Raw genomic sequence first — 23,746 nt, forward strand, 5'->3', positions numbered from 1 at the left:
CATTTTACTAACTCAATCAACTATCGCAATAAACCCATATTGCAAAATCTAGGCGATTGAGCATTTTCATCCAAGAGTTTGTTTACAAATGCAAACAAAACGACTTGTTAGATGTAAGCAGGACTGTGCGGATTAAATACCGCCTCAGCAGAGGCACTCAATGTGATATGACATCGCATCTGAGTATAAAGTGAGTGTTGTTACATTAGGCCTAAGGAGATCTAAGCCACATGTTGTCAGTGAATGATTTAGTGATTACAAATTTTATCTGCTGCTGTTGTAATACCACCTTCACTAGGGATGAACTTACCTTTGCCTTCTAAAAACTCAATAAGCATCTCAGCGTCCATCTCCGCTGCAGAGCAGGTATGATAACGAGTATCAGCACCAAAGTTAGTATGCATTAACGTTTTAAGCTCTTGCTTTGTTAACGCAGAGCCATGGGTTAGCATCAATTGCATAACTTGATGGCCGTGTACTGATCCAGACATTGTATCTCCAATTAAGGTGTAAATTTATTATACTTTATAGCTTATTTTTTTTTCATAAATACAGATCTCACCCACAAGATCCGAAAAAATATTTTTTTGATGCCCGGATTAAAAAATGATACGGCATACCCACTACATCTGTATAAACGATACCCGTAAAATAAAAAATTAATATTCAACTTAGCATAGCTTTGCGAATAAATATTCGATGAAATCAGCCGTCAGAGTGATGATAAATTTAGCGGCATCTGTTGATTTATTAACGGCCTTTTGCATGGCTTTCGCTTTCTTTTGAGCTTTTTTCGATCTCTGCAAGTGCTGAATAAATTGCTTGAAAGATAAGCCTGTCAGCCTCCACAGTGTCATTATCAGGAACATCCCAGGCCATAATTTCGCGATATTTTTCGACGACTTTACGAATATCTTCAGTGATATTGTCTTGGTAACGTTCAATTTCTATATTTTGTATATCAGACATATAAATACACCTTAACCATAATAAGTTAGAACACAGGAGCTTGAACCGGAACGATTAATATTTCACAACGACTATGATTTTGAACATAATGCGCCACTGAGCCCAATAACTTGTTTATGCCTTTTTTCTTTTTTGCCCCAAAAATGGCTAAATCAACATCTTGTGCTTCCAAAAAAGACACAACGCCATAATTTATCTCACCACAAATTACTTTGGTCTCTATGGGAAAATCGGTATCCAAATCGTTTACAAACGCTTTCATCTGAAACTGAGCAGCATCAATAGCTTTTTTGTTTTGATCTTTGATGATATCTAGATCAACAACGTTGTAGCCCACTGGATCGCCATAGAGTGTATAAGCGAGTACTTCTGGAACAACATTGAGTAATGTTAACGAAGCTTGATAGTAGTTAGCTAATTCTATTGCGCGTTTGCATGCATGCTTTGAATACAAGGAAAAATCCACCGCAACCACGATATTTTTATAGGGGTGTAATTGTTCCACCGCCTTTTCAAACTCTTGTTTTTCACGTAACCAGTCCCATGCTTGTTGCAGATTTTCTCTGTTAAAATAACGCACTTCACTAGATATTAAAAAAGGCTTCGCGATTAACGCCATCCAATGTTCCCAAGACTTATCGCCAACCATCGCAATGCGATCAAAATCACTAAGATGTTTCATACCAAACTTAACATCATCTATGGCGGCATCTAAATCCCAGCCGGAAAAATTATCAAACTCAAAAAGTAATGAGATTTTGCCTAATCGTTTAATTTGCGTTTCAAGTTGAGGTAAAAAATTCTGATAATCTGCATCAGTTAATTGTCCTGAAGCTCGTACAGCAATGATATTAGCATCAAATACAGGGATAAATTGCAACATAGGATTTTCCTTCTTTTGCGGATAGTTCACATCCAGAATCAGTTAAAACACACTACTCACTAACTTCATCTTAAAACCTTTTTTTATAGAGCTTATTGATCAATGACAACATTTCAGAATGAAACGTTTCATGATGTTACAATTTAGTGTATTGAATTTGCTCTTACCTTTCCTGATTATATACCAGCTTCAAAAACCTCACGGCCTTGGGTCTTGCCCTGTCTTTGCCATGAGCTCTTCGTGTTCATCATCACGCGCCTCATGGGCCAGGAAACTCGGAGGACCCATCTAAGCCATTGAAAGAATAATTAATTGCATTTTAATTTTAGCAACTCTATCAAGGCTTCAGCAAGTTCTTTTCCTAGAGTCTTATTTAAGCTAATTATAGCGCATGTTCAGCATTTATTTATGCCTGTTGCTGATGCTCAGAGAGATGTTCATCCGTTGTATATTCTTGTCGTTGTTATTTAATTTTTTTTCAAACCCATAAATTGAGCCATGTTTGAATCCATAATATTTGGTTAATCACATCAATGGTAAACCTAGAAAACGAAGCAAAACGAAGCAAAACGAAGCAAAACGAAGCAAAACGAAGCAAAACGACGAAGCCTAAAACACCCATCGCACTCATCCTATAAGATAACTTTTGATACTTTTATTTCGATAGCTTTTATCTTTATTCAAACGTACAAATTGAACGGGATTTATCAATAGGTTGGGCTCTGAAAAGTTTAATTTAAGCAATTAGGTAGATTCAAAGCAGCACAAACTGTTTGATAACAATAAAGGGGGGAGTAAGAGGTATTATTTGAAAATTAAGTTTTCAGCACCCAACCATCGTTGCCGGTTTGTTGAGCCTTATCGTGGTTTCCGCTCTCGATTTTCAAACAGTGATCAACATACGTCATACGCACTAATGCTGCAGCTTGGCGAGTAATGTTGGATTATTTTAATAGAAAATATCGGGATAATCTATTGTGGTGTTTTGGGTTTTATTAGCCTAGGGTAGAGATATTGTATTTGTTGTTTCAACATATAGCTGATTTTTAGCAACTGTTGAATGAATGTTAGGAAGTTCACATCATGCCCCATCCGCAGTTACTGCAACAACTTCAAGACGTTGTAGGTCAAAATCAAATCATTATAAATAAGCAAAAATCACGCCGATTTCGCTTTGGTTGGCGAACTGGCGGCGGTGATGCGCTTGCGGTGCTCAAACCGCAGTCTCTGCTGGTGTTATATAAGGCCTTGCAAGTGTGTGTTAACCACAAAGTTATTATTATTATGCAAGCGGCTAATACAGGGTTAACAGAGGGCTCCACACCCAGTGGTGATGATTATGACCGACCTATTATTATCATCAATACGTTGGCAATGGATCAAGTTTCTTTATTGGAACAAGGTCAACAGGTTTTAAGTTTTCCAGGGGCAACCTTGTTCAGCCTAGAGACGTTGCTAAAACCAATTAAGCGTACGCCTCATTCGGTGATTGGTTCTTCGTGTTTAGGAGCATCCGTGGTCGGTGGCATAGCCAATAATTCGGGCGGCGCGTTAGTCAAACGAGGTCCAGCGTATACTGAGATGGCGTTGTTTGCGCGGGTTGATGAACAGGGTGAACTACAACTGGTTAATCATTTAGGTATTGAGCTGGGTGAGACTCCTGAAGAGATATTAACCAATTTGATGACGGGTAATTTTGCTAAGGAAAACTTGGCGCCAAGCGATGCTCAGCGTTCAGATACAGAATATCAGCACCGTGTCCGTCAGGTAGATGAAAACAGCCCTAGCCGCTACAACGCCGATCCAAGGCGTTTATTTGAAGCCAGTGGCTGCGCAGGCAAGTTAGCTGTTTTTGCGGTCAGGTTAGATACTTTTGCCGTTGCTGAGCAAGAGCAAACATTTTATGTTGGCACTAACGATCCCTTAGTATTGGGCAGGCTCAGACGGGAAATTTTACAACAATATAAGCATTTACCAGAGGTGGGCGAATACTTACACAAAGATATTTTCGATATCTCTGCCCAGTATGGCAAAGACACATTTTTGAGTGTGAAACACTTAGGCACGGATCGTTTACCTAAGTTGTTTGCATTAAAAGGCCGAATAGATGCCGTGTGTAAATCGTTACCCTTTGTGTCTTCTCATTTAAGTGATTGGCTTATGCAACTTGCCAGTCGATTTTTTCCGCAACATTTACCGCCGCGTATTTTGCAATATCGAGCCAAATACGATCATCACTTAATTTTGAAAATGAGCGAGCAAGGTATTGCAGAAGCGAGAACTCATTTGACTGGCTTTTTTGCCGAGCAAGAAGGTGACTTTTTTGAATGTGATGCACAAGAAACACAAGCTGCCGTTTTAAACCGTTTTGCAGCCGCAGGTGCTGCTATGCGCTACCATACCTTATATCAAAAAGACGTAGGTGATTTATTGTCGTTAGATATAGCACTAAGACGGGATGATATTGACTGGTTAGAACAACTTCCGGAAGCATTGGAACAACAGCTTGAAATGAAGCTCTACTATGGGCACTTTTTCTGTCACGTTTTTCATCAGGATTACATTTTGAAAAAAGGTGCAGATCCTAAAGAAGTGAAGAAAAGCATGCTTGAATTGCTCAATAAACGCGGCGTTAAATACCCTGCTGAGCATAATGTGGGCCATTTGTATGAAGCAGAGCAAACTCTTAAAGACTTTTATTTAACTCTCGACCCAACCAATACATTCAACCCCGGTATTGGTAAAACTGAAAAAAACCAGCGTAATTGTAGTTGCCAACATTAATCTGTTGCCAAGATCCCGTTCCTTATGCAAAACAGCCCTCTACACAAAGGGGGCTGATATTTACCTAAGAATTGATGTCTGTTCACAGAGTCTAACTATTACAACGACTTTCGCATTGGAATACAATCCAAACGGATCCCCCGCGGTGAATGATAAGTTGACACTTCATCACCAACAAAACCACAGGCGCGATAAAATGATGCGGCATTTAGCGTGGATTCGAGTTGTAATAATTCAAGACCGTTCTCCAAGGCTCGGCATTCAAGAAATACCAACATTGACTTTGCAGCCCCTTGTCCAAAATTGTCAGGGTCGACAAAAATAGCGTCTATCATGCCCGTTTCAAGATTAACTTTACCGCATCCGATAACACGATCCTTGAATAGCGAAACATAGAAGTTCGCTACAATATCATTAATCAATGCCTCAGAGATGTCGCCTTGTGTCCATAATGCCAACTGCGATGAGCTGTAAAATCCGATGCATTTTTCAATAATAGCTCGGTTTCTCATGGTGTAAATAGATTGAACGTCAGACTCTAGCGCTTTCCTGATTATCATCGTAAATGACCTTGAATTAATGATCTCATGAATGTGATTTATTGACTTGATAACCGGCATCAATAATTGAATAAATCACATTCCAGCATTAACAACATAACGCTTAGCGCTTGTTTTAACAACTGTATTACTCATTAGAACTAGTCTGCGTTATCTAAAACTAAACCAATAGATTAATCGCGTTACAGCCAAGCTTAAAGCTGCAATAATAATGCTATGCGCAGTAACAGATTGATTATTCGACTACGTTATCCGCTTCATGTTTAATTTACTTCTAATAGGATTTACCGATGCGCGCTTTTGTAGTTCGAGCCAGAGCGGCTCCAGTTGATAGTCAGCAGTTTGTGGCGAGTATAGGCCAAGAGGCCCATACTGAAATTTTAGCCCATACCTTAATGAACACCATCTTTGTGGCCCAGTCTCATCGGGATGATGTTATTGTTTATTTAGTATTAGAAAGCACCCAAGATTTTTCTCGCACCATCTGTTTCCGTTCAGGTGAACTGGGTCATATAGGCGGCTTCCATGAGCAAAATTTAACCAATAAAATTGCCAAAGCCTTAACCGCGTCAAAGGGCATGACGAAAGAGCAATTGCGTGTGGTTGAGCCCGGCATTACGGTACGCACTGTGAGTTTTGAAAAGCTAGTGCAAGAGTTAGCCGAAGAATATCAACTGTATATGTTGGAGAAAAAAGGCACCCCAGTGCGTGACATAGAGTTTGCACATAATCCTTGTTTTCTACTCACCGATCATATTCCTATGCCTAAAAAGAGCTTTAATAGCTTAAAGCGACTCGGTACTCAACATATAAACTTAGGGCCAAAAATGCTATTCGCGTCTCAATGCGTGGTGTTAATCCATAATGAGTTAGATATACGGTTGTAAATCAATACGATTGGATCAAGGACCTGCAGTTGATGGATAATTTACGTCAATTAACGCTAAGCTTGTTGAGCTTACATAACAGACAAATCCTATCAATAAAGCTTAAACCTTAGTCTCCGTCGTCCTTGCTTTCTAATGGATGTCTTACCTTTTTGGCAATTTATTATGCCCTATTCCGCTACCTTGTGGATTGCCGCAGGTATGCGGTGACTTATGGCTTCCGACATCACTCAGTGGCATTACGATATGCTCATACCCGCTAATTTTTTCGTCAAGAATGCAAAATTAGATTTTGACGCCTCTCAAATAACCCGCCCAGGTCCCAAACAACACCGAAAGCCGACGAGATAAAACACTAAGTCGAAACGAGATTTGCGGCTGATGTTAAACGCTAACTTTTTAGAATGAGTCCGTGATGAAGTGGTTGATGTTCAAGACCCACACATTCGCAACCGTGTTATATTTATTGATGGCCAAACTCTTGAGCTAAACTGATGAGTTAAATGTTAATGTTGCGCAAAAGATAGCAGAAATGCGCCGGGTTATAATCTTTAGCGTAATGAAGGTTATGGTTTATTTATTGCTTGAAAATTCCACGCAAGTAGCGAGTTTGATAAGGGTTTATTATCCCTTGAGATAGCCAAGTGATCAGCCACGTTAACAACCTTTTTATCAGCTTGTACCATAATGCCGTTGTTGATCAAATCGGCATTAATGTTTAGGCTTAAATAAAATAAAATCTTGTTAATTCAAGGCTGTTTTGTTACAAATGCACTAGATTAAAAAAAATTAACGTTAAGGAATAACGAATGGATTGGTATGTAAAGGTTTTAAAACAGTATTTCGATTTTAGCGGCCGAGCACGTCGTAAAGAATACTGGATGTTTGCACTGATCAGCATGATCATTAGTATTGTGCTGACCTTATTGGATATGGGTGTGGGCTTATACAGTGAACTTTATGGTGCTGGATTATTGAGTTCTATTTATTCACTCGCCATCGTCATTCCAAGCATCGCAGTGAGTGTTCGTCGTCTTCACGATACTGACCATTCTGGTTGGTGGTTATTATTAATGTTTATCCCGCTGCTTGGTGCATTAATTCTGCTCGTCGTGATGTGCTTTAACAGTAAAGATGATAACGAATACGGCCCGAATCCAAAAGCAGAACCAAACCTTGGTGAGAGTGATGACTTAGCCGTTTAATCTTAAGTGATTCACTAACAGAGATTAGCATCACTCATTAAAAAAGAGCATGGTCATTGACTATGCTCTTTTGGTATCTGCAGCCAGCTTTATCACTATAAAACTAGGTTTTAGAGGGCATTAGCTTAGTCACACCATTGATCACTAATACCGCTAAACCACCAGCAACAACACCAAATAGTGCATTCAACACGCTTGGGGTTAATAACCCTAAAAAGCCACCTACAACACTCACTTGGCTTACCAGCGTTTCTGCATGCGCAATCCATTCAGATACCAGATGAATACCGTGAGTTAAAATACCGCCACCAACCATAAACATGGCAATAGTACCGACAAATGTGAGAATTTTCATTAAGTAAGGGGCTGCAGATACTAATCCTAATCCCAATTTATGCCCTATTCCACTGGGCTTACGTTGAGCAAGATACAAACCAAGGTCATCAATTTTAACAATCCCTGCCACTAGGCCGTATACGCCTATCGTAATCACAATGGCAATAACGCATAAGGTTAAAAATTGCCCCATTAGGTCCATGTGTGCAGCAACACCTAAACTAATTGCGATAATTTCAGCGGATAAGACAAAGTCGGTGCGAATCGCCCCTTTTATTTTTTCTTTTTCGAATGCTGCTAAGTCTTCGATATCAGCTTTTGCTTTGGCAACCACCGCATCGTCATCGACCACTGGTACACGCTTATGTGTTAGTGAATGATAGACCTTTTCAAAGCCCTCATAACATAAAAACAAACCACCAAACATCAATAAAGGAGTAATAGCCCATGGAATAAACGCACTGATCAGCATGGCCATCGGCACCAAAATGACTTTATTGCGAAACGACCCCATGGCGACGGCAAACACGACAGGAAGCTCTCGCTCAGAGGCAACACCCGATACTTGCTGCGCATTTAACGCTAAATCATCACCCAGAACACCAGCGGTTTTGCGTGCCGCCACTTTGCTCATTGCCGCTACATCATCCAAAATAGTGGCAATATCATCTAATAGGGTTAATAAACTGGCACCTGCCATAAAAAGACTTATCCTTTTAAATCAATCAGTTGGTTGATTTTTACTTATGTCATACATCGTTTAGAGTAAACACATGGGAACACTTAAACCCGTGATATTGACCTAGTGTTGATACTCAAAATACTACTCAGTACACGTTAAGTCAGTGAGTCGTCTTCTACCATCACACCACAAGAGCTATGTAACACTAAATGGTTTTTGATTAATCGCTGACAGGCCTCTTAACCACAAGTTAATAAGGCTAATATATGCCTATTTTGAGTACTTAAGTTACTGGCATTTTTATCAACGTTAGCATTAAGCTCTTTGGCAATAGCTTGAAATGGCTGACGCGTGTCTAAATTTACCAATGGACTATTCATTAACGCACCAGACACGGTCAACTAAAACACGCCATCACAGTAAGTTATATCAATAGAAGTGGCTTTAAATGCCATTTTTATAGCTAACCTTCTATGAATAGTGCATTTTGGTAAACAAAACAACCAAGATAAATAACTTAACATGGTTGTTTTCATTATATCCCTGACGTTATAACCCAAGCTCGCTGAGTAAGTCATCAGCATCGTCGACAACAAGGCCTTTTACATTGGGATCATTGAGTACATCTTGTGATTTATCTGATTTAGCTTGCGCTTTTTGACCGTGAGTTTCGATTAATGAGTCAAGATCAAATTCCTCATTCATTTCAAAGTCTGCAGATCGAAGAAACTCTGTTTTATCCATGGCAAATTCAAGATAAAAAATATGGTTATTTTCAGTCCTAAACGACACTCTTCTCGCGACGGCGTTATCGAGGTTAGTATCGACTGAAATCGTTAATTCTTTATTAATCGTCAACATTTTAGGCTGACTTTGGCTAATGGATGTTTGTAATTCTTTTGATATTTTACCAATAAAATCACCCAAAATCTGGTTCATTAATTCGCCCATTACATTGCTCACATCATCAGAAGTATGTGAAAACGCTAATTCCGTTTCAGGCATTCCCATGTTGAGCATATAACGGCGATAAATTTCAATAGCCGCTGCCGCAGAAAAGTTGATCACAACCAAGCCAGAAAAACCACCATCGAAAATAGAGAAACAACCCAAATCAGGTTTTAAGCGGGTGCGAGAAATACTTTGAATCATCCCAGCATGACTAATTTGGCTAGCACTCGTGCTAGAAAGAACATGAGACACTGAATGACAAAGCTTAAGTAGAATATCGTCATTGTTGACGATAGAAGATGAATTCATAGCATTAATACCTTTTCGTTAATTACACTAATCTTGCGGGTAAACCGTAAAAAAATCAAAATTAAAACAATTGCTTAGCACATTAATTAACCAAACAACGTTAATATTCAACTAACCAGTTGATAAAAAACAGCTTTAACCAATTCACTACCTTATGCTTACAAATATAAAATATGCAGTTTGTTCACAAAAACAATCTTTTACGCTTATTTTTTTTAATATTTTCATTATAATCCCATTACTTTGTATTGATAGTTTAAAATAGGACTGATAATGATTAGATTATTGAGACGCCTAACCATTTTAAAGCGATTATTTATTATGTTAGCTTTAGCCGCTTTAGGTACAGTGGTTTTCGGTTCTTTTTCCATTAATGAACAATACAATCATTTAATAGAGCAAAAGTTCAAACAGCTCACCGGACAAGTCAACCAATTAAGTAGCACGCTTGATGCCTTTAAGCTTGTTAATCCTGATGCAACGGTCGAATTATTAAGCCAGTTTGTTAGTGACATTAAGGTCTCTGAGCATCAAGCGTTTATTGTTGTCGATAATCAAAATAATATTATTGTTAATCCACTAAACCCAAGATCAATCAGTAAATCCATCAACAACTTGGCGGCAAATGATGCTTCAACGCCTTATCAACAGCTAATCACCACGGCAAAACAACACCAAACAGCCCAAGCAAAGTTTGCGGTTGTCGATCAACAAAATCAACCGCAAACGGTACTTGCCGCAGCACAATATTATCCAAAACTTGAATTAACGCTAATCACCCAAGCAAACGTCAACGATGTCAATAACAGTATGACAGGTATCATTATTGACTATTTCATTATTATGATGATGATTGCAGTGCCTATTTTTGCGTTCTTTTTATTGCTTAATCATTCCATTACCCAACCTCTTAACGTCACAATCGACGCGATGGAACAAATCGCCAAAGGTGAAGGCGATTTGACTCAACGCTTGTCGACAGAAGGCAATGATGAAGTCGCCAAACTAGCCGATGCGTTCAATCAATTTGTGATTAAAATAGCTAATATGGTTGCTAATTTACAACCTCTTGGGCATACCTTAAATAATGAAGCTGTGCATTTATTAGATACTGTAAAATTATCGAATCAAAGCGCGAACCAAGTGCACAGCGAAACTCAAAGTGTCGCCGCTGCGATTAACCAAATGCTATCGACGAGCCAAGAAATGGCTCGAAACACTCAAGATGCGGCAGACGGTGCCAGCAATGTGAAACATCAAGCCGAACAAAATCAACAATTGATGCAACAAACAGTTGAACAGACAGAAAGTTTAGTCGGTGAGCTACAACAAGCAGAAACGGTGTCGTTAACCCTCAGTCAATCATCTGCTGAGATTGGCAGCATCCTTGACGTGATAGGTAGCATTGCAGATCAAACTAATCTACTTGCACTGAATGCCGCCATTGAAGCTGCACGCGCAGGTGAACATGGCCGAGGTTTTGCTGTAGTCGCTGATGAAGTGCGTGCGTTGGCAAACAGGACTCAGTCTTCAACCAATGAAATCAATAAAATTATTAACCAGATCCAGACAGGTATTCAATCGGTTATTAACAGTATTACTAACACACAGCAACATTCTGCTCAGCTGCAATCAAAAGCTGTGCAATCAAGTGATGCGATTATCGCAATTTTAGCGCTTATCGAAAATATTAGTAGCATGACAGCGCAACTCGCCAGCGCCACAGAAGAACAAGCACTCGTCACCGAAGACATTAACATTAATGTCAGTACGATTTCTGAACTCACCGAACTATCGTTAACAGCTAACGAAACCCACAGTCAGGCAGCACAATCGTTGCAAACTATTAGTGTAGATATGAGTCAGACACTAGGACAATTTAAAATATAATTTAATTCGATCAACTCATTACACAAACAAAGGCTTTCCACGGTTGATATTATACCCATCAGCATGGAAAGCCTTAATGTTACTACCCTCACCCTCGCCGTCTTATCGACAAACAATATTGGCTTATAGCCATGGTCTATATCAACATCACAGCTCATTTCGAGTCGAACATCGCTTTTAGCTATTATGACTTTAGGGTATATTATGCCTATTAGATTAAATAGCTGAGTTCTACAAGGTATCATTTAACCAATAAGCTAGTGGATATTTCGACTAGCTTATTGAAATATTGATATTTAATCCGATGAGTATTTAGTTGTCATTCATTACAGAGTATGTTGTCTATGTATCAAAAAACGGTCACCATTGTTGCTCCTCACGGTATTCATACCCGCCCAGCGGCATTACTGGTTAAAGAGGCAAAAGAGTTTGATTGCGACGTCATAGTCGAATGCAATGGTAAGCAGGCCAGCGCCAAAAGTTTATTCAAGTTACAAACATTAGGTCTATACCAAGGTGTGTCAGTGACGGTATTTGCTTCCGGTGAACACGCCCAAGCAGCCGTTGACAAAATTGCCTCACTGCTGATGACTCTGAGTTAATTAGAGTTAATTAGAGTTAATTAGAGTTAATTAGAGTTAATTAGAGTTAATTAGAGTTAATTAGGACAACCATAGTTAATAGGACAGCGATATGTCAATCAACGGAATAGTAGTATCTGCAGGCATCGCTTTTGGTAAAGCACTGACTATCACCACTCAACTGCCACCACTGGATTTTAAACTTCTCTCTATTGAACAAATTGACCAGCAGCAACAACAGCTAACACAAGCCATTAATCACCTTATTGCTCATTTACAACACTGCCAACATCACCTGTACCCAGATGGTGATAATTTCCAACTTATTGATAGCGATATTATGTTGCTTGAAGATGAGGAACTACAACAGCAACTTCATCAACATATTCGTCAATTTAAAGTCGGTGCCGCCGTTGCTGTTGATCGCATTTTTAATCAACATGCAGCAGAAATGTCGGCATTAGATGACCCTTATTTGGCTAATCGCAGTGTTGATATTATGTGTTTGGCTAAGCGCTTAACCAGTGCGTTGCACGGGCACTTACAATGGGATTTATCGACCCTTGCCGAAGACACCATATTACTGGCTGATGATTTAACCCCTGCAGAATTTGCCATATTGCCACTAACTCACATCACCGGGCTGATCCTAGAGTCTGGAGGTCTAACAAGCCATACTGCTATTTTGGCTCGGGCAGCAGGGATACCTGCATTACTCAATTATCAATTTTCACAAACCAAAGACGTCATTGACGATGGCACTCAGCTTATTTTAGATGGTATGTCAGGTGAATTACATGTTGCCCCGTCAGCTGACGTTTTTGATCAATTAAAGCAGAAACAACAACAAGAATTGCTGCGTCGCCAAGCATTGATGATTTATAAAGATAAACCCAGTCAAACTCGCGACGGTCATAAGGTCACTTTGCTGGCCAATGTGGGCAACCTGAGTGAAATATCTCATGTCACCGATGTTGGAGCCCAAGGTATTGGCTTATTTCGTACCGAATTTTTACTGATGAATGCCAAAGCTCTGCCAGATGAACATCAACAATATAAACTTTATTGCGATGCCCTTCATAGCTTACAAGGTGAAGTGCTTACCATTCGAACGTTTGATATTGGCGCCGATAAAGAAATTCCTTTCTTGCCTCAAAACAACGAAGATAACCCTGCCCTTGGCATTCGTGGCATTCGCTATAGTTTGGCACACCCAGAGACCTTTATTACTCAAGTGAAAGCCGCCCTTCGCGCCGCTAATCATGGCCAAGTTCGATTAATGTTTCCGATGGTAAGCCAGGTAGAAGAACTTGACGCCGCCTTTTTGTTAATTGAACGCGCTAAATCCGAGTTGAACGAGCAAGAAAAAGGTTTTGGGGCTCTCAGCTACGGCATTGTGGTTGAAACCCCAGCAGCAGTTCTGAACCTGCCAAGTATGTTGCCATTACTCGATTTTGTCAGTATCGGCACCAATGACTTAACCCAATATACCTTAGCGGCCGATCGCACCAATCCGCATTTAGCTAAACAATACCCACCACTGTCACCGGCAGTAATACAACTTATTGCCTTAACGATTTCCCACTGTAAACACACTCATGTCAGTGTTTCATTGTGTGGTGAACTTGGCAGCGATCCACAAGTTCTGCCCTTATTGGTAGGACTTGGGCTTGATGAGTTGAGTATCAATCCTGCTAATTTATTAGACGTAAAAGTGGCATTGATTGAAGGTAACTACACCCATTTTGTTAACCATGCACAACACATCGCTTTGTTAACTCGCATTACTGATATTCGTGAAGCCATTAACGCTTTTTCACTCGATTGCGACCAATCACACGAATAAAGTAGGTAAAGCTGGCAGAGCCGTTTACACTTAACCGCATAAAAAAATGACTAACAGGGGCTTGTTCTTATGGGATTTTTAAGCCGAATACGGCGATTGATTTCTGGCCAACCACCATTGACGGGCGGTATAGCTATTTATGCACCAGTATCGGGTGATATTGTTGCAATTGAAAAAGTACCCGACGTGGTATTTGCTGAAAAAATTGTTGGCGATGGTATTGCTATCGACCCTAAGGGCGAATTTATGGTTGCCCCAATTGATGGCACCATTGGTAAAATTTTTGAAACCAATCATGCGTTCAGCATCGAGTCACCCCAGGGGCTAGAATTGTTTGTTCACTTTGGTGTTGGCACCGTTGAGCTCAAGGGTAATGGTTTTAAACGTTTAGCCGAAGAAGGTCAGCAAGTCAAAGCAGGTGAAGCCATTTTGGCTTTTGATCTGGCCTATTTGCGCGATAAAGTCGACAGTCTATTGACCCCTGTGGTGTTGGCCAATATGGAAGATATTAAGCAATTAGATAAAGCCCAAGGTAGTGTCATTGCCGGTAAAGATATTATTTTTACTGTGCAAATGTAACATCATGTTGGCCCGATCTATTTTAACGACATAGTTCACCGACATAGTTAACTGCCATAGTTAACCGATAATGCTAATGGTTATTGCTAATGGTTAGCGACACATTAATATGCAACCGCACGCTTAAATTAGCCTAGGTTGCAAATTATGAAATCGCCCCAAAACGCCGTCTTAGGCTTGTTCAAGCCGCTTCACAATGCCACAATGTTGTTAAATGCATTCACTGATATCCATCTTACATAAGGCACTTTTCAGGCTTATTTTGAAAGCCAAACCTTACTATTACAATCCAATCGACATTAATGGAGTATTCTTTTGACCTTATACGGCATAAAAAATTGCGATACTGTTCGTAAAGCGCGCAAATGGCTTGAAGCCGAAAAAATTGATTACACGTTTCACGATTTTCGGGAAGACGGTCTAAGTGAAACCACGGTAGCGCTGTGGGCTAATATCGTCGGTTGGGAAACCCTGTTTAATAAACGAAGTACCAGTTTTCGTGGCTTAAATGATGCCGAAAAAAACGATCTCACTCAAGACAAGGCTATCGCATTGATGGTGCAACACCCTACGCTGATCAAGCGCCCAGTTTTAGTTAACAAGGATAAATTGCTGATTGGCTTTAAAGCAGCAGAATATCAAATGTGGTTCGCATAATGAATAATGACGTAGTTGAATTAGCAAAAGATCTGATTTCACGCCCATCGGTAACGCCATTAGATGAAGGTTGCCAAACGTTGATGGCCAATCGTCTTGCCGCCATTGGCTTTAACATTGAGCCAATGGTATTTGAAGACACCACTAACATGTGGGCAAGACGTGGCAATAGCGACCCTGTTTTTTGCTTTGCTGGCCATACCGACGTGGTACCAACAGGCGATCTCAATCGTTGGCACACTCCACCGTTCGAACCCACCATTATTGATAATTATTTACATGGTCGCGGCGCTGCCGACATGAAAGGCTCATTGGCGGCGATGATTATTGCTACCGAACGATTTATCGCCAAACATCCAGATCACAATGGCTCTATTGCTTATTTAATTACCAGTGACGAAGAAGGTCCGTTTATTAACGGTACTACGCGCGTGATTGATACCCTCGAAGCCCGTAATGAAAAAATGACTTGGGCGTTAGTCGGCGAGCCCTCTTCAACGCATAAATTGGGTGATGTGGTCAAAAATGGTCGCCGAGGCAGCTTAACAGGCAACTTAACCGTCAATGGTATTCAAGGTCATGTAGCCTATCCACATTTAGCCGATAATCCTATTCATAAAGCGGTTCCTGCACTAACTGAACTCGCACAAATGCATTGGGACAATGGCAATGAGTTTTTCCCACCCACCAGTTTTCAAATCGCTAACATCAATGGCGGTACGGGCGCATCAAATGTGGTTCCAGGTGAGCTAGCCGTCATGTTTAACTTCCGTTACTCCACTGAGGTGACCGCAGAAGAGTTGATCCAACGGGTAGTGAGTATTCTTGATGCACATGGCTTAGATTATGATATCAACTGGATTTTTAATGGCTTACCGTTTTTAACCGGTGACGGTCCATTACTTGACGCTGCGCGTGAGGCAATTCGTGAAGTCACAGGTTATCAAACCGATCCACAAACCACAGGTGGTACTTCAGATGGACGTTTTATCGCCCCAACGGGCGCACAAGTGTTGGAATTAGGCCCCGTAAACGCCACTATTCATAAGGTCAACGAATGCGTAAATGTGGCCGACTTAGAGATATTGGCCAATTGTTATGAACGCATTTTGGAAAAACTACTGTGCAAATAAGTCCACGGCAGCCCTTGGTCGATATTGCTTGCGAGCAAGCGTCACTTTATGGTTTAGATGATGAAAATCTAGTTGCTATTGGGCAATATTTACTGGAACAGCGCACTGCAGCTGCATTTAACCAGCTGCAAAATGCGGCATCAGCGGCAGGGTTTGATTTGCAAATATGCTCGGCATATCGACCATTTGATCGCCAATTGAGTATTTGGAATGCAAAAGCTTGTGGCCAACGTCCTTTACTCGATAAAACCTCAAATCCCGTAGAGTTTACTACCCTCACGCCACAGCAACTAATTGATACTATTTTGATATGGTCTGCATTACCTGGTGCCTCGAGGCACCATTGGGGTACAGATATTGATGTATATGATGCCAATAGTATTACCCAGCAAGCGTTACAATTAATCACAGCAGAATACTCAGGCAATGGTCCTTGTGCTCCATTGCACCAGTGGCTCAATTTACACGCTGCTCAATTTGGGTTTTATTTCCCGTATCAGCCTCATTTAAGCGGTGTTAGCCCAGAGCCTTGGCATATAAGTTATTTCCCCGTTGCTAATGAATTGTTAGCGCAATTTAGCGCGGTTGAATTAGCAAAAGTGTTGTCTGCTGCAGAAATATCGTTAAAATCATCATTACTTGAACGACTAACCGAGTTAGTTAATCATTACGTTTTTTTTGTTGCGCCCTCTCCGGCTTAATGCCTGTGCGTACGTTCCCTTTGAATGAGTCTGTTATGTCCACTTTAATGCCCCATAAAATAATTGATAATCAGCCACTGTATTACTCGGATGAAGGCCATGGACCTGTGGTTATTTTTTGTCATGGCTTACTCGCAAACAGTCATATGTGGCGAGCACAGATCGATGAATTATCAACACAGTATCGTTGTATCGCCATCGACTTTTGGGGCCATGGTCAAACGACGACTATCCCAGAGACGACTCAAAATTTGCAAGATGTGGCCCAACATGTATTAACACTAATGGATATGCTCAATATTCATTCGGCCGCCATCATAGGCCATGGCAGTGGCGGCGCCATTGCGGCAGAACTGATTTTACATGCCCCAGTTCGTATTAATGGGCTGGTGATGTTAAACAGTTTTGTTGGATTTGAACCGCAAGTCAATTGCATTAAATATCAAGGGTTAATGGCTGAAATAGCCAACAAACAAGCAATATCATCGGAGCTTGCACAGACTATTAGCGGCTTATTTTTCAGTAAAGACATTGAGCAATTAATCACCCAAGATGCCACGCTTACGGCCGAGATAGAGCAATTCAGCACTGAATTAACCACTTATTCCAGCGCGCAAATTGCCGCGTTACTTAAATTTGCCAACATGGCCATCTTTAAACGCGATACCCTCGAATTTGTCGAATCGCTAACATTACCCACATTAGTGACGGTTGGATTAAGCGGCCATTTGCGTACCGCACTGGAAAGTTATTTAATGCATGACTCCATCGATGGCAGTCAATTAGTCCACATAGAACAAACGGGTCACTTAGCTAACATCGAAAAACCGACTATTTTTAATCAGCATCTTATTGATTTTTTGAGTAAAATTAATTTTAATTAATCACTTAAATGGATAGACCAGATCCACCGATATTGCTGATATAATCGAGACAAATGACATATAGTCTGTAATGCGTTACCGGCGAAAACGACCTAATTTGAGCACCAATGAAACTTCTTCAACCTTTATTTGAAAATAATCGCCGTTGGGCTGAACGGATCAACAAAGAAGATCCCACCTTTTTCGAAAAATTAGCAAAACAACAAAATCCTGAGTACCTGTGGATTGGTTGCTCTGACAGTCGAGTGCCTTCTAATCAAATTATCGACTTATTACCGGGTGAAGTATTCGTTCATCGTAATATCGCTAATATGGTGATCCACACTGATTTAAATTGTTTATCGGTGCTGCAATACGCTGTTGATGTGCTGAAAGTAAAGCACATTATGGTCGTTGGGCATTATGGCTGCGGTGGTGTGCGTGCGGCAATGAATCAAGAGCGATTGGGGCTGATTGACAATTGGCTTGGGCATTTGCGTGATATTCATCGTTTTCATTGTGCAGAACTTGAACCCATGACTGAGCAACGGCGTTTTGATCGTCTTTGCGAACTTAATGTTATAGAACAAGTGTCAAATGTCGTGTCGACCAACATAGTCCAAGAAGCATGGGATCGCGGTCAGGATGTAGCAGTACATGGTTGGATTTACGGGGTTAATAACGGATTACTCACCGATTTAGACGTGACCATTGACCGTCTTCATGGCCGAAATTTCGCATAACGGCTCCTTCTATCTGCTTTTACACTTTATCAATAGGTCGTTTATTTAGTAGGCCTTTGTTTATTGTTATTAAAAATATGCAATAAAAGTCGCGAACCACCACTGAAGGACGTTATAATCATCCCGTTTATTTAGCGCTACTATGCGCAGAATTTTTAGGAGATGATTTCCATGCCTGGTTTTGAATTATTTGGTCCTGAAGAAAAGCAGGAAGTTGCTGACGTGATGGAGAACGGTTTTACCTTCCGTTACAATTTTGACCATATGCGCAATGATCGCTGGAAAACCCGCGACATGGAGCAATTACTTTGCGAAAAGATGAACGTTAAACACGCTCATCTAGTATCAAGCGGTACCGCTGCATTACAAACGGCAATGGCAGCAGCGGGCATTGGTGCTGGCGATGAAGTCATTGTTCCTCCATTTACCTTTGTCGCCTCTGTTGAAGCCGTGTTTATGGCCGGTGCTGTACCCATTTTTGCTGAAATTGATGAAACATTGTGTTTATCTCCAGAAGGTATTGAAGCGGCAATCACACCACGTACCAAGGCGATTAACCTGGTTCACATGTGTGGTTCAATGGCTAAGATGGACGAAATCAAAGCAGTATGTAAAAAGCATAACTTGGTGATTTTAGAAGACGCGTGTCAAGCCATCGGTGGCAGTTATAAAGGCCAAGCATTAGGCACAATTGGTGATGTGGGTTGTTACTCTTTTGACTCAGTCAAAACCATTACCTGTGGTGAAGGTGGCGCGATTGTGACCAACAACAGCGAGATTTATAACCATTCACATATGTTTTCAGATCACGGTCATGACCATGTAGGCAATGATCGCGGTGCAGAATCGCACCCAATGATGGGGTTGAATTTCCGTATTTCTGAAATGAATGCGGCAATGGGTTTAGCACAGTTACGTAAGCTTGATAAAATCATTGCTATTCAACGTAAAAACAAGAAAACCATCAAAGATGCTATGGCTTCTATCGCAGAAATTACATTCCGTGAAATTCCTGATCCAGAAGGTGATTCAGCAGGCTTCTTAACATTTATGATGCCAACGGAAGCTCGCACTCAAGAAATTAATAAAAAGCTCGCAGCCAACAAAGTTGATGGTTGTTTTTACTGGTATGTTAACAATTGGCATTATCTTAAAAATTGGAAGCACATCCAAGAGCTTAACGCTCCTGCTGCGTTACCCATTATGTTAATAGCCGATCGCCCAGATTACACTAAGGTGCTAACGCCTAAGTCTGACGCTATCATCAGCCGCACCATTTCGATGCTGATAAAATTATCTTGGACCGATGAGCAAATTGCTGAGCGTATTGAGAATATTAAACGTGCTTTCGCCTAGCATTAATGTCTCTTGGTCAGTGATAGCTGAGAGCACTTTTTACAGAATTTATCTCAATGGAGACACTTGTAATGAGTTTTAAAAATTTTAAATGTGTACCAAAAATGATCTTTGGTCGTGGTTCATTTGTACAACTTGATGTTGTATTAGGTCAAGAACGACAAGACGTAAACGATTTTGTTGTTTTTCTTGTCGATGATGTCCACCAGGGCAAACCACTGGCTGACCGCGTGCCAACTAAAGCACACGACTTAGTTATCTACGTTAACGTAGATGATGAGCCAACCACAGAACAAGTTGATGGTTTAACGGCACAAGTTAAAGCATTTAACAGCCAATTACCTGTGAGCGTCGTCGGTTTAGGTGGCGGTTCAACCATGGATTTGGCTAAAGCGGTATCGTTAATGCTAACTAACCCTGGTAGTTCTTCTGAATACCAAGGCTGGGATTTGATTAAAAACCCTGCGATACATCATATTGGTATTCCAACGGTATCGGGTACTGGTGCTGAAGCGTCACGTACTGCGGTATTGTGCGGACCGGTACGTAAGCTAGGGTTAAACTCTGATTACACCGTATTTGATCAAATCATTATGGACTCTGAATTAATTGCAGGGGTTCCAACAGATCAGTGGTTCTATACCGGTATGGATTGCTTTATCCACTGCGTAGAGTCATTACAAGGTACTTATCTTAACGAGTTTGCTAAAGCCTTCGCTGAAAAATCGATGGATTTATGTCGTCAAGTGTTCTTAAACGACCACCCAGAAAAAGATGACAAATTAATGATGGCATCTTACATGGGCGGCATGAGCATTGCTTATAGCCAAGTAGGTGCATGTCATGCTGTATCTTACGGTCTCGGGTATGTGCTGGGTTATCACCATGGTATTGGTAACTGTTTAGCCTTTGATGTGTTAGAAGAGTTCTACCCTGAAGGCGTGACTGAGTTCCGTAAAATGATGAAAATTCACATCATCACTCTGCCGAAAAATATCTGTAAAGATTTACCAGATGAAACTATCGCTAAGATGGTTGCCGTCACCAAGAGCATGGGCCCACTTTGGGACAATGTGTACGGTAAAGGCTGGGAAGAAAAAGTTACTGATGAAATGCTAACGACGTTATTCCGTCGTATATAATAAACGATACATTTAGTCATAAAGGGCTCTTATGAGCCCTTTTATTTATTGTCTACACCATTGTCACAACCACAAGTAGGTCATATTAATGAACGTTACTCTATTAATCCCTGCACGTTATGGTTCAAGCCGTTTCCCGGGTAAACCACTCGCCCCGATTAATGGTAAACCCATGATCCAACACGTTTATGAACGAGCCTCATTAGCAAGAGGGGTAGATAATATTTATGTCGCTACTGATGACGACCGGATCAAAGACGCGGTTGAATCTTTTGGTGGTAAAGTGGTAATGACCAGCCCAGATGCGGCTTCAGGTACCGACCGTATTAACGATGCCATCGAGCAACTTGGTCTTAGTAATGACGATTTAGTGATTAACTTGCAAGGCGATCAGCCGCTGATTGATCCAATATCAATTGAACAAATCATTACGCTTTTTGAACGTCACCCTAATGAGTTTGACATGGCGACCTTAGGTTTTGAAATTGTCGATAAAGGTGAGTTAGACGATCCATTGCACGTTAAGATGGTATTCGATAATCACCATAATGCATTATATTTCTCACGAGCCCGCATTCCTTTTGGTCGAGATACTAACGACTACCCTGTTTACAAACATTTAGGTATTTATGCATACACTAAGCGTTTTGTGAATGCCTTTGCTAAGTTGCCTTTAGGTAAACTTGAAGACATCGAGAAATTAGAACAGTTACGCGCACTGGAATATGGTTACAAAATTAAAATCGCCATCAGTGCATTTGACTCACCAGAAGTTGATACCCCAGAAGATATTCGCAAGTGTGAGCTACGTTTGGCCGTCGACTAAGCAATAGATATGGATCTAGCCTGCGCTGGCTTAACAGCAAGGCTATAAAATATCAATATTAAACAGGAGTTTACAATGAGTTTAGAAGGCTATGAAGTATGGCTAATTATCATTTTAGTCCTAGGTGTTATCGCGAGTAATATTGCAGTGTTGAAATATTCGGCCAAATTTAAAATGCCTCAATTTGGTGAGCATAAAGGCAAAGAGCTTAACCCTGAGCAAAAAAATAGTTCAGAAGAACTTGATAAAGAATCTTCTACCAAAGAAGGCAAAGACAGTAAAGACAGTAAAGACAGTAAAGACAGTAAAGACAGTAAAGACAAAACACTATAGTGGCCGATTGTCGTATGCCTCAGCAAGCACTGTACAAATAGCATATTGTACATATAAACACTTATACATCTCACACCTAAACCACATAATAAAAAAGCTAACACCATAATAGGGTTAGCTTTAATTTTTATACAACGGGTTAGGCTACTGTATCAGGATTAATGCCCCCATTCGCAAGCGCTATTCAGAGTCGAACTTGACTCGTCGTTGCTCTTGGTTATTCGGCCAAGCATTTATCACCGCTTTCACTAACGACGCTAGCGGTATGGCAAAAAAGACTCCCCACACGCCCCATAAGCCACCAAATACCAACACAGCGGCAATAATCACTACCGGATGTAAATCCACTGCATCAGAAAACAATAGCGGTACCAGCACATTGCCGTCTAACGCCTGAATAATGCCATAGCCTAATATTAAGTATCCAAATTCAGCACTGAAACCCCATTGAAAAAAAGCCACTAACGCAATTGGTAATGTAACCAACGTGGCACCAACATACGGGATCAATACAGACAATCCAGTCAACACACCTAGTAACGTAGAATAACGCAGCCCCATGATGGCAAAAAAGATATAGCTGGCTACGCCTACAATGACAATTTCAATCACTTTACCACGAATATAGTTGAAGATTTGTTGGTCCATTTCAAACCATACTTTTCGCGCTAAACCGCGGTTAGTAGGGAAGAAACGTTTGCTACCTCTCAGCAAAAGGTCTTTGTCTTTTAAAAAGAAAAAAACCAATAATGGCACTAAAATGGCGTACACCATTAACACTAGTAATGACGCAGAATAACCCAGAATTTGTTTACCTAAATCAATAAGATGCTGTGTATCTAGCATTTTATTGATTTCTTCCATCATCGAATCAAGTTGCGATGCACTGACAAATTTAGGATAATCTGCACTAAACTCTCTAACGATTAGCATTCCCTTATCGATCATAGAGGGTAAATCAGTGACCAATGACACCCCTTGACGCCAAATACTGGGTACCAAACCTAACATCAAAATGAGCATCAAACTTAAAAAAACCACCAACACTATCGTTGCGGCGGCGGTTCGACTGATCCTCAGCCGCGACATTTGTGCCACCGGCCACTCAAGCAAAAAGGCTAACACCAAAGCAACGAGCAAGGGCGCAAGTAATCCGGCACCAAAGTACAATGCAAGACCTATCCCAATAATGATAAACATTAACGTTATGGCTTGTGGATCACTAAAACGGGTTTTGTACCAATCAGTTAAAAATTCCAGCATTGAAAAACCTTTTATATAAACAATATCAATTTGTTTTGGTGATGATAAATGACAAACAATGCGATTGATCTGCAATGATTTCAATACCAAAACCCATTTTTTTTATCAACAAGGGAACATCTCGGCGTGAACCAGGGTCAGACAAGAGTACATGTAATTTTTCATCCAGATCCATTTGCTTCAGTAAAAGTTTTACTTTTACCAAAGGATAAGGACAAACATAGGGTGTTAAATCAATTAAAATCATTATCAACTTGCTTTAAACAA

Annotated in this window: 24 protein-coding genes and 1 pseudogene; 16 read left to right on the forward strand and 9 right to left on the reverse strand. The window is 40.6% G+C overall.

Annotated elements, in window-relative coordinates; all coding sequences use genetic code 11:
• Nucleotides 1–248: 248 nt before the first annotated feature.
• The 3 genes from EGC80_RS17860 to EGC80_RS17870 all read right to left on the reverse strand — a co-directional run bounded on the left by EGC80_RS17860 (nucleotide 249) and on the right by EGC80_RS17870 (nucleotide 1,852).
• Nucleotides 249–491 (reverse strand): YecH family metal-binding protein, encoded by a 243-nt coding sequence (locus EGC80_RS17860; RefSeq protein WP_101031891.1) that lies wholly within the window; start codon nucleotides 489–491, stop codon nucleotides 249–251.
• A 259-nt stretch (nucleotides 492–750) separates the two neighbouring features.
• Nucleotides 751–969: a hypothetical protein gene (locus tag EGC80_RS17865; protein ID WP_124011636.1), complete on the reverse strand. Its 219-nt coding sequence runs from the start codon at nucleotides 967–969 to the stop codon at nucleotides 751–753.
• A 25-nt stretch (nucleotides 970–994) separates the two neighbouring features.
• Nucleotides 995–1,852 carry an STAS/SEC14 domain-containing protein gene (locus EGC80_RS17870; RefSeq protein ID WP_124693503.1) on the reverse strand — a complete coding sequence of 286 codons (858 nt, stop codon included), beginning with the start codon at nucleotides 1,850–1,852 and terminating at the stop codon, nucleotides 995–997.
• A gap of 1,083 nt (nucleotides 1,853–2,935) precedes the next feature.
• Here EGC80_RS17870 and dld point away from each other — a divergent pair.
• Nucleotides 2,936–4,636 (forward strand): D-lactate dehydrogenase, encoded by a 1,701-nt coding sequence (gene dld / locus EGC80_RS17875; protein WP_124011638.1) that lies wholly within the window; start codon nucleotides 2,936–2,938, stop codon nucleotides 4,634–4,636.
• A 98-nt stretch (nucleotides 4,637–4,734) separates the two neighbouring features.
• Here the strand turns inward: dld and EGC80_RS17880 are convergent, their stop codons facing one another.
• Complete coding sequence (locus tag EGC80_RS17880; protein WP_124011639.1) at nucleotides 4,735–5,196, reverse strand: GNAT family N-acetyltransferase; 462 nt, start codon at nucleotides 5,194–5,196, stop codon at nucleotides 4,735–4,737.
• A 290-nt stretch (nucleotides 5,197–5,486) separates the two neighbouring features.
• Between EGC80_RS17880 and trmY the strand changes: the two genes are divergently transcribed.
• Entirely contained in the window at nucleotides 5,487–6,083 is a 597-nt protein-coding gene (trmY, locus tag EGC80_RS17885) for a tRNA (pseudouridine(54)-N(1))-methyltransferase TrmY (RefSeq protein ID WP_124011640.1), read from the forward strand.
• An 809-nt stretch (nucleotides 6,084–6,892) separates the two neighbouring features.
• On the forward strand, nucleotides 6,893–7,288 hold the full coding sequence (locus EGC80_RS17890) for a DUF805 domain-containing protein (protein ID WP_124011641.1): 396 nt from the start codon (nucleotides 6,893–6,895) through the stop codon (nucleotides 7,286–7,288).
• Nucleotides 7,289–7,391: 103 nt separating this feature from the next.
• On the opposite strand, the gene EGC80_RS17895 is transcribed toward EGC80_RS17890, so the two are convergent.
• The 3 genes and pseudogenes from EGC80_RS17895 to EGC80_RS17905 all read right to left on the reverse strand — a co-directional run bounded on the left by EGC80_RS17895 (nucleotide 7,392) and on the right by EGC80_RS17905 (nucleotide 9,566).
• Entirely contained in the window at nucleotides 7,392–8,324 is a 933-nt protein-coding gene (locus EGC80_RS17895) for a DUF808 domain-containing protein (RefSeq protein ID WP_101031896.1), read from the reverse strand.
• A gap of 227 nt (nucleotides 8,325–8,551) precedes the next feature.
• Nucleotides 8,552–8,707, reverse strand: a pseudogene (locus EGC80_RS17900) (LacI family transcriptional regulator); the annotation flags it as partial.
• 148 nt (nucleotides 8,708–8,855) lie between these two features.
• Nucleotides 8,856–9,566: a DUF3334 family protein gene (locus EGC80_RS17905; RefSeq protein WP_124011642.1), complete on the reverse strand. Its 711-nt coding sequence runs from the start codon at nucleotides 9,564–9,566 to the stop codon at nucleotides 8,856–8,858.
• A gap of 273 nt (nucleotides 9,567–9,839) precedes the next feature.
• On the opposite strand from EGC80_RS17905, the gene EGC80_RS17910 reads away from it, so the two are divergent.
• From EGC80_RS17910 to EGC80_RS17970, 13 genes are all read left to right on the forward strand, one after another.
• A complete protein-coding gene (locus EGC80_RS17910; protein ID WP_124011643.1) occupies nucleotides 9,840–11,456 on the forward strand; it encodes a methyl-accepting chemotaxis protein in 1,617 nt (538 codons plus the stop codon).
• Nucleotides 11,457–11,800: 344 nt separating this feature from the next.
• On the forward strand, nucleotides 11,801–12,058 hold the full coding sequence (locus tag EGC80_RS17915; protein WP_101031899.1) for an HPr family phosphocarrier protein: 258 nt from the start codon (nucleotides 11,801–11,803) through the stop codon (nucleotides 12,056–12,058).
• Nucleotides 12,059–12,149: 91 nt separating this feature from the next.
• Nucleotides 12,150–13,883 (forward strand): phosphoenolpyruvate--protein phosphotransferase, encoded by a 1,734-nt coding sequence (ptsP, locus tag EGC80_RS17920; protein ID WP_124011644.1) that lies wholly within the window; start codon nucleotides 12,150–12,152, stop codon nucleotides 13,881–13,883.
• 69 nt (nucleotides 13,884–13,952) lie between these two features.
• Nucleotides 13,953–14,462 carry a PTS glucose transporter subunit IIA gene (crr, locus tag EGC80_RS17925; protein ID WP_124011645.1) on the forward strand — a complete coding sequence of 170 codons (510 nt, stop codon included), beginning with the start codon at nucleotides 13,953–13,955 and terminating at the stop codon, nucleotides 14,460–14,462.
• A gap of 315 nt (nucleotides 14,463–14,777) precedes the next feature.
• Nucleotides 14,778–15,119 (forward strand): ArsC family reductase, encoded by a 342-nt coding sequence (locus tag EGC80_RS17930; protein WP_124011646.1) that lies wholly within the window; start codon nucleotides 14,778–14,780, stop codon nucleotides 15,117–15,119.
• On the forward strand, nucleotides 15,119–16,252 hold the full coding sequence (gene dapE / locus EGC80_RS17935) for a succinyl-diaminopimelate desuccinylase (RefSeq protein WP_124011647.1): 1,134 nt from the start codon (nucleotides 15,119–15,121) through the stop codon (nucleotides 16,250–16,252). Before EGC80_RS17930 ends, dapE begins: the two co-directional genes overlap by 1 nt.
• Nucleotides 16,243–16,953 (forward strand): M15 family metallopeptidase, encoded by a 711-nt coding sequence (locus EGC80_RS17940; RefSeq protein ID WP_124011648.1) that lies wholly within the window; start codon nucleotides 16,243–16,245, stop codon nucleotides 16,951–16,953. The genes dapE and EGC80_RS17940 overlap by 10 nt, the downstream gene beginning before the upstream one ends.
• A gap of 35 nt (nucleotides 16,954–16,988) precedes the next feature.
• The gene (locus EGC80_RS17945; protein ID WP_164839494.1) at nucleotides 16,989–17,837 is read left to right on the forward strand and encodes an alpha/beta fold hydrolase; all 849 of its coding nucleotides are present in this window, start codon (nucleotides 16,989–16,991) and stop codon (nucleotides 17,835–17,837) included.
• A 107-nt stretch (nucleotides 17,838–17,944) separates the two neighbouring features.
• The gene (gene can, locus EGC80_RS17950; RefSeq protein WP_101031906.1) at nucleotides 17,945–18,559 is read left to right on the forward strand and encodes a carbonate dehydratase; all 615 of its coding nucleotides are present in this window, start codon (nucleotides 17,945–17,947) and stop codon (nucleotides 18,557–18,559) included.
• A gap of 171 nt (nucleotides 18,560–18,730) precedes the next feature.
• A complete protein-coding gene (kdnA, locus tag EGC80_RS17955; protein ID WP_124011650.1) occupies nucleotides 18,731–19,915 on the forward strand; it encodes an 8-amino-3,8-dideoxy-alpha-D-manno-octulosonate transaminase KdnA in 1,185 nt (394 codons plus the stop codon).
• A gap of 71 nt (nucleotides 19,916–19,986) precedes the next feature.
• Nucleotides 19,987–21,057: a 3-deoxy-alpha-D-manno-octulosonate 8-oxidase KdnB gene (gene kdnB, locus EGC80_RS17960; RefSeq protein WP_124011651.1), complete on the forward strand. Its 1,071-nt coding sequence runs from the start codon at nucleotides 19,987–19,989 to the stop codon at nucleotides 21,055–21,057.
• Between the two features lie 88 nt (nucleotides 21,058–21,145).
• The gene (kdsB, locus tag EGC80_RS17965; RefSeq protein WP_124011652.1) at nucleotides 21,146–21,883 is read left to right on the forward strand and encodes an 8-amino-3,8-dideoxy-manno-octulosonate cytidylyltransferase KdsB; all 738 of its coding nucleotides are present in this window, start codon (nucleotides 21,146–21,148) and stop codon (nucleotides 21,881–21,883) included.
• 75 nt (nucleotides 21,884–21,958) lie between these two features.
• On the forward strand, nucleotides 21,959–22,216 hold the full coding sequence (locus EGC80_RS17970) for a DUF2897 family protein (RefSeq protein ID WP_124011653.1): 258 nt from the start codon (nucleotides 21,959–21,961) through the stop codon (nucleotides 22,214–22,216).
• Nucleotides 22,217–22,396: 180 nt separating this feature from the next.
• Here the strand turns inward: EGC80_RS17970 and EGC80_RS17975 are convergent, their stop codons facing one another.
• Together EGC80_RS17975 and EGC80_RS17980 are read right to left on the reverse strand one after the other, a co-directional pair.
• A complete protein-coding gene (locus EGC80_RS17975) occupies nucleotides 22,397–23,479 on the reverse strand; it encodes an AI-2E family transporter (protein WP_101031911.1) in 1,083 nt (360 codons plus the stop codon).
• 25 nt (nucleotides 23,480–23,504) lie between these two features.
• Nucleotides 23,505–23,726, reverse strand: coding sequence for a sulfurtransferase TusA family protein (locus EGC80_RS17980; RefSeq protein WP_101031912.1), 222 nt, complete (start codon nucleotides 23,724–23,726; stop codon nucleotides 23,505–23,507).
• Nucleotides 23,727–23,746 lie beyond the last annotated feature (20 nt).

This window comes from Shewanella psychromarinicola (assembly GCF_003855155.1).
In the GTDB taxonomy this organism is placed as follows: domain Bacteria; phylum Pseudomonadota; class Gammaproteobacteria; order Enterobacterales; family Shewanellaceae; genus Shewanella; species Shewanella psychromarinicola.